This window comes from Ruegeria sp. BHSB064, from assembly GCF_059613205.1.
In genome coordinates this window covers 77,320-83,473 of the sequence record NZ_JBXWSB010000007.1, presented here as the reverse complement: position 1 = coordinate 83,473, position 6,154 = coordinate 77,320, and the positions used below count along the sequence as shown (strand labels likewise).

Below are 6,154 nucleotides of genomic sequence, written 5' to 3'. Positions count from 1 at the left end.
GGTCAATTTGCGTTTTCCGGCGTTGCCAATCGACTGGGTGTTCGCCCTGAACATATCGAAGTGGTCGCAGCGGGCGAGGGCCAGACCGACGGTGTAATCGAGGTGATCGAATACCTGGGTGCCGATACGTTCTTAATTGTTGATGTCGGTGCCGAAGAAAAGGTGACAGTTCGTTTGAACGGAGATACGGACCTCAAACCGGGCGCTCAGATCGGATTGCATTTTCCGACCAACAAGCTGCATTTTTTCGATGAAGATGGTCAAGCTGTGGGTCGGGAATAGCCCGATACACTGCCGATAGGGCTTCAAGCACGCGTTGCAGTTTCTATTCATGAACCGCAACGCGTTCTTTTTTGAGAACATGTTCGGCTTTGCGCCAGCTTTCGCCTTCATTGGCTGGCTAGCTGTTAAAAACACTTTGAACCTGTGGCAATTTATGGGCCTACAGGACCATACTGAGTTTGTGTCCGTCACATCCAATTGACCCTTGTGTGATTTGAAAAGTCGGTGAAGCGACTTTGATTTTTCGGATGGCTATTGAATTAAGGTCAGACACGATGTTGGCTACATCTTGTTGAATTTGCTCGAAACGAGAGAAGAGAGACATGGCGAAAAACGTGTGTGAGGTCCTGCTAGACATATTGGCGGATGCAGGTGGTCGTCAGATCTTTGGCGTGGTCGGCGATGCGCTTAACCCTTTTCTCGAAGCCATGCGCGGGGATGATCGGTTTGAGTGGAAGGGTTTGCGGCACGAAGAAAACGCAGCCTACGCAGCTTATGCGCAGTCGCATCTGACTGGTGGTATCGGCATTTGTGCCGGTACTGTTGGTCCCGGTGCTTTGCATCTGATCAACGGGCTCTACAACGCCAAACGCGAAGGCGCGGGTGTGGTTGCGATCACTGGCCAAATCGCCCATCGCGAGCGCGGAACCGGCTATCATCAGGAAGTGAACTTGGAAAAGGCGTTTGACGATGTGTGCGACTATCAAGCCGTGATCCACACGCCGGATCAGATGCCGCGTCTTGCCCAGATCGCTGTGCAGCGTGCGCTCATCAACCGCGAGGTGGTGCGGATTGAACTGCCCATCGATGTGTCCGAGCAAAAGGTGCCCAGCCTGCACCAGTTCCACCCGCTTTTGAAACAGCCCTCTACCCTGATCCCGCCCGAAGATGAAATTGCCCGAGCTGCGCAGATCATAAACGCAGGCAAGAAGGTGGCGCTTTTCGCTGGCGTTGGTTGCCGCGCGGCCAAGGATCAGGTGTTGGCCCTGTCGCAAAAACTCAATGCCCCCCTAGCGCACACGTTGAAGGGCAAGGATATCTTTGACTACGACGACCCGAATGTGGTTGGCATGACCGGTCTGATCGGCAATCCCGGCGGCTATCATGCAGTGCGCGATTGTGATGTGCTGGTGATGCTGGGCACAGACTTTCCGTATGAATGGTTCCTGCCAGAGACGGCCAAGATCGTGCAGATCGACCGCAGCGTCGAAAATCTGGGCCGCCGTGCGCCTATCGCATCGGGCTTGTTGGGGGATGTCCGTGCAACGCTGGATCGGCTGTTGCCTCAAATAACCGAGAAAGAAGACCGAAGCTTCGCTGATCATCAGGTCAAACTGTGCAACAAGTGGCTGGCGCAACAGGACAAAGAGGCCAGCCTCGAGCGCGCAAGTGAACCGCTGCACCCACAGTTATTCGCCCGCGAGATTTCCAATCAGGCCGCAGAGGATGCGGTTTTTGCCATGGATATTGGTGAATGCACCGTTTGGGTGGCGCGTCAAACCCGAATGAAGGGTGGGCGGCGTATGGTGGGTTCATTCAACCATTCCTCGCTGGGCTCGGGCTTGCCCTCAGCGCTTGGCGCGGCTGCGCTGGATCCCTCGCGTGAGGTCTGGACGTTCTGCGGCGACGGTGGCTTTGGTATGTCGATGCAGGATTTCGTAACCGCCGTGCGCTATGACTGGCCGATCAAGGTGATCGTTTTTAACAACCAAACACTGGGCTTTGTGAAGATGGAGATGGAGGTTGCAGGCTATGCCGTGAACCCGATGGCCACGGATCTGGTGAACCCGGATTTCGCCGAATACGCCAAGGTCTGCGGTGGGGATGGCGTGCGTGTGGAACATGCCGCTGACATCAAGGATGCCATAGCGCAGGCTAAAGCCAGCACCAAGCCGTTCATCATCGACGCCATGGTCACGCCGGGTGAGCTGGTGATGCCCCCTCATGTAGACACCAAGATGGCCTGGGGCTTTGGTATGTCCAAACTGAAAGAAGGCATCCTGCTGGCCAAGGGCGACCACGCCCAGTGGGACAATTGGGTCAAAGAGCTCAAGGCGCAGCTGTAATGCAGGTGCCAATCCAAGTTAGAAACCGGAGATCGGACGCATGATTGTACGTAACATATACTACGCGGTTGCCTTTTTCGGCCTACCACTGACCTTATTGCTGGGTTGGTTCTGGACCCCAGCCCTATGGCTTTTGGTGATCGTGCTGCCCTATATCGCAATCGGGGCCTATGACCTGATGACGACGAAACACAACGTGCTCAACAACTATCCGGTTCTGGGCCATTTCCGATATATGCTGGAATTCGTCAGCCCCGAAATCCGCCAGTATTTTGTTGAGACGAACGAAAGTGGGCGACCTTTCAATCGGATTACACGTGGTCTGGTCTATGCCCGGGCCAAGGGGCAGCAGGATACCCAGGCATTTGGCACCCAATACGACATCACGCAGGTCGGCTATCACCGCACCAACCATTCTTTGTCGCCGAAAGAAGTGGAAAAAAGCGAAGAGCGGGTGACGCTGGGTGGCCCTCAATGCTCCAAGCCCTACGATGCGTCACGCCTGAACGTTTCAGCGATGAGTTTCGGAGCGCTGAGCCATACTGCGATCCGGGCTTTGAATGGTGGGGCCAAGGACGGTGGATTTGCCCACAACACAGGAGAGGGCGGTATTAGCCCGCATCATCTGGCGGAAGGCGGTGATCTCATTTGGCAGATCGGTACGGGCTATTTCGGCTGCCGCACGCCCGAAGGAGGTTTTGACAAGGACAAGTTTGCCGAAAGAGCCCGAAAGGATGTGGTCAAAGCCATTGAGATCAAGTTGAGTCAGGGCGCAAAACCGGCTCATGGCGGCGTGCTGCCAGCGGTCAAAGTCGATGAGGAAATCGCCGAAATTCGCGGCGTCGAATCCCATAAGGATGTGATTTCACCTCCGGCACATTCGGCCTTTGATACCCCCACCGGCTTGATGGAGTTCGTGCAACATCTGCGTGAGATATCGGACGGCAAGCCAGTGGGTTTTAAGCTGTGTATCGGCAAAAGGTCTGAATTCATGGGCATCTGCAAGGCAATACTGGAAACCGGTATTTTGCCTGACTTTATCACTGTGGACGGGGCCGAAGGTGGCACCGGCGCGGCGCCGGTGGAATACTCTAACAGGTTGGGGATGCCCTTGAACGAAGGGTTGATCTTCGTGGACAATTGCCTTCGCGGCATCGGTGTGCGCGACAAGGTCCGCATCATCTGTTCGGGTAAGGTCGCGACAGGCTATGACGTAATCGAAAAACTCGCCTTGGGCGCAGATCTGTGCAATTCGGCCCGCGCGATGTTATTTGCTGTGGGCTGTATCCAATCACTGCATTGCAATACCAACCGCTGTCCTACGGGCATTGCCACTCAGGATCAGGAACGCGCGAAAGCCGTGAATGTGCCGCAAAAACGTCAGCGCGTGCGTCGCTATCACGATGCGACGCTGGAAAGCTTCCGCGAAATTCTGGGCGCAATGGGCTACGAAAAGGTCGCGGACCTGCACCCTTCGGACATTCTGCGCCGCTCAACGGACGAAAAAGAGCTGACATATGCGGACCTTTATGAACGGCTTCCGGAAGGTGGCTTGCTGGCAGACAATGTCGTCGCGGGATTTGCAAGCGATTGGGAGCGCGCATCGGCCCAACGGTTTTAAAGCATAGACGGGTGGATCATTGGCGTTTAACCGCCAAGCCTGTATGGACATAGATCGAACAATACGATCCTGATCAGGGGGCCAAGGGCTTGCAGCGCATACTCATGTACCTCGCCGTCTTTGTCGGTGGTGCGCTCGGGTCGCTGCTGCGCGAAGTGCTGTCGCTTGAGATACCGGGCGTGCCCTTCGTGACGGCGACCTTCGGTATCAATATCGCCGCCTGTCTGTTCATCGGCTGGCTTTATGCGGTGCGGCACAGGGTTCATGCCCATGTCATCCATCTGGGCGCCGTTGGATTTTGCGGTGGTTTGTCGACCTTTTCCTCGTTCGTGGCCGAGCTTGATCGGCTGTACCAAGCAGATATCACCTATATGGTCACGGCTCTGATCTTTGAGGTTGTTTTCGGCCTTGCCGCCGCCATTCTGGGTGAGGCGATCGGGCGCAAATATCACGCAGGAGAGCACCCGAATGAGTGATCTCTATTTGCACGCTGCATTTGCTCTTGGCGGTGGCTTGGGTGCCGTCGCCCGGCATATGCTGAACCGCATGATCACGCATGAACTGCCGCTTTCGACACTGATTGTGAATGTGGTGGGTTGCCTTTTGCTGGGTTTGTGGGTGGGTTACCTGGGTGATCCGCACTTAATACCCGAGGAAGAGCGCCGTTTGGTCTTTGGTTTCTGCGGAGGCTTCACCACGTTTTCCAGCTTTGCCTATCAATCCCTTCAACTCCACCGCGAGCGTACGATCCTGATGGCAGCAGGGAATATCCTGCTGAGCGTGGCTTTATGCTGGATTGCGTTCTGGTTCGGCCTTCAGGCCATGCGGTAACGTTTTCTCTTGAGTCCAACTGCGAATTTCGCATCCATAAGACATGGCTGACCCAACCCCTTCTTCCGATCTCAAATCCCGACGTGCACTGGACACTACAGTGCTGGCCTTTCTACGAACCGAGTTGGCCAACCGGCGCACCTTGCTGGCCTATGTGAAAACCGCCTTGGGGGTAGCGATTGCCGGGTTTGGATTGATGCAGTTTGCCGACGCGGATTCGATATTTGTTTGGGTTGGAATGGCTGTTTTGCCTGTGTCGGTTCTGATTTTGGTCTACGGCATCATCGACTACATCCATATTCGTCGCCAGATCGAACGGGAGAAGCGCGACGCGCGGGTCTGAGAGTCAGCCCCTGAATGCGCAAGGTCAGCTTGCCCGAAACGCGGTCGGAGTCTGACCGAATTCTGCCTTGAATGCTCGGGTCATCGCGCTGGCATTTTCGTAGCCGCAACGCCCGGCGATTTCGGCAATGGATTGTTCTGTTTCCTCTGCCAGATTGCGAGCAAGTGTGAGACGTAAACGCCTGTAAAGTGCCTGCGGTGTGGTCTTCAGTTCGGCCCGCACGCGGGTTTCGATTCGCTTTTGCGAGCATCCTATGCGCCGTGCAACCTGCGCGATTGATAAAGGTGTCTCAATGTTTGCCTGCATCACGTCCAATGCCCGATTGACCAGTGTGTCTTCGGATTTCATTGGCAGTGCATAGGGATCTCGGCTGTTCCGGCTCATCAAAAGATGCGCCACTTCCATGGACAAAAGCGGGCCATGGTCTCGGCGAATGAGGGCAGAGGAGAGATCGAACGCCGCCAATGCCCCGGAACAGGTCAGCCGATCGCCATCGATGACAAAACGTTCGCGCACGGTTTCAACCGCCGGAAACTGTTCTTCGAACCGAGATAACTCGTCCCAATGAATGGTCGCGCGGCGTTCATCTAATAGACCGGCGCGTGCCAGCAGCCAGCTTCCGGTGTCCAATCCTGCGACCTGCCGATGCTGTTTTGACGCTGCCAGAATGGCCCGGGCAGTTGATCGGGTATCGAGTTTCAGGAAGCCATAAGACGGCATAACCACAAGGACGTCGCCGCTCTGATCCTTGATTGCGCAATCCGGTGTGACAGCCAGACCGCTGGAACTGTGTACTTGTGTCCCGTCAAGCGAACAGAACTTCCAGGAATAGAGCGTTTGCCGGGATAAGTTGTTCGCTGCCCGCAGCGGTTCGACCATGTTTGCAAGGCAATGGTTCGAGTACCCATTGAAAAGCAGAATATTGAAGTGCTGTGGTAAAAAAATCGATTCTTGCATGATCAACGCCTAACTCTGCATGCCGGGAACTTGAGGGATGACGTTCTCTGGGTC

General features: G+C 55.3%; 7 protein-coding genes. 6 read left to right on the top strand and 1 reads right to left on the bottom strand.

Annotation, left to right across the window (positions count from 1 at the left end; all coding sequences use genetic code 11):
* From AC2FNU_RS03210 to AC2FNU_RS03185, 6 genes are all read left to right on the top strand, one after another.
* The coding region (locus AC2FNU_RS03210; RefSeq protein ID WP_496784687.1) for a TOBE domain-containing protein at positions 1 to 282 on the top strand (282 nt) is incomplete at its 5' end.
* 323 nt (positions 283 to 605) lie between these two features.
* Entirely contained in the window at positions 606 to 2,348 is a 1,743-nt protein-coding gene (locus AC2FNU_RS03205; RefSeq protein ID WP_496784685.1) for a thiamine pyrophosphate-dependent enzyme, read from the top strand.
* Positions 2,349 to 2,388: 40 nt separating this feature from the next.
* Positions 2,389 to 3,969: an FMN-binding glutamate synthase family protein gene (locus AC2FNU_RS03200; protein WP_496784684.1), complete on the top strand. Its 1,581-nt coding sequence runs from the start codon at positions 2,389 to 2,391 to the stop codon at positions 3,967 to 3,969.
* 104 nt (positions 3,970 to 4,073) lie between these two features.
* Positions 4,074 to 4,445 (top strand): fluoride efflux transporter FluC, encoded by a 372-nt coding sequence (locus AC2FNU_RS03195; RefSeq protein WP_496784683.1) that lies wholly within the window; start codon positions 4,074 to 4,076, stop codon positions 4,443 to 4,445.
* Positions 4,438 to 4,800, top strand: a complete 363-nt coding sequence (gene crcB, locus AC2FNU_RS03190) for a fluoride efflux transporter CrcB (RefSeq protein ID WP_496784682.1) — start codon at positions 4,438 to 4,440, stop codon at positions 4,798 to 4,800. The genes AC2FNU_RS03195 and crcB overlap by 8 nt, the downstream gene beginning before the upstream one ends.
* A 43-nt stretch (positions 4,801 to 4,843) precedes the next feature.
* Positions 4,844 to 5,143 (top strand): DUF202 domain-containing protein, encoded by a 300-nt coding sequence (locus tag AC2FNU_RS03185; protein WP_496784681.1) that lies wholly within the window; start codon positions 4,844 to 4,846, stop codon positions 5,141 to 5,143.
* A 24-nt stretch (positions 5,144 to 5,167) separates the two neighbouring features.
* Here AC2FNU_RS03185 and AC2FNU_RS03180 read toward each other — a convergent pair whose 3' ends face one another.
* Positions 5,168 to 6,100 (bottom strand): GlxA family transcriptional regulator, encoded by a 933-nt coding sequence (locus AC2FNU_RS03180; RefSeq protein ID WP_496784680.1) that lies wholly within the window; start codon positions 6,098 to 6,100, stop codon positions 5,168 to 5,170.
* Positions 6,101 to 6,154 lie beyond the last annotated feature (54 nt).

What these genes read in the sequence shown, in the direction of transcription:
- AC2FNU_RS03200 (WP_496784684.1), top strand. Translation starts at nt 2,389, where the DNA reads ATGATTGTACGTAACATATACTACGCGGTTGCCTTTTTCGGCCTACCA.
- AC2FNU_RS03180 (WP_496784680.1), bottom strand. Translation starts at nt 6,100, where the DNA reads ATGCAAGAATCGATTTTTTTACCACAGCACTTCAATATTCTGCTTTTC.
- AC2FNU_RS03205 (WP_496784685.1), top strand. Translation starts at nt 606, where the DNA reads ATGGCGAAAAACGTGTGTGAGGTCCTGCTAGACATATTGGCGGATGCA.
- crcB (WP_496784682.1), top strand. Translation starts at nt 4,438, where the DNA reads ATGAGTGATCTCTATTTGCACGCTGCATTTGCTCTTGGCGGTGGCTTG.
- AC2FNU_RS03195 (WP_496784683.1), top strand. Translation starts at nt 4,074, where the DNA reads ATGTACCTCGCCGTCTTTGTCGGTGGTGCGCTCGGGTCGCTGCTGCGC.
- AC2FNU_RS03185 (WP_496784681.1), top strand. Translation starts at nt 4,844, where the DNA reads ATGGCTGACCCAACCCCTTCTTCCGATCTCAAATCCCGACGTGCACTG.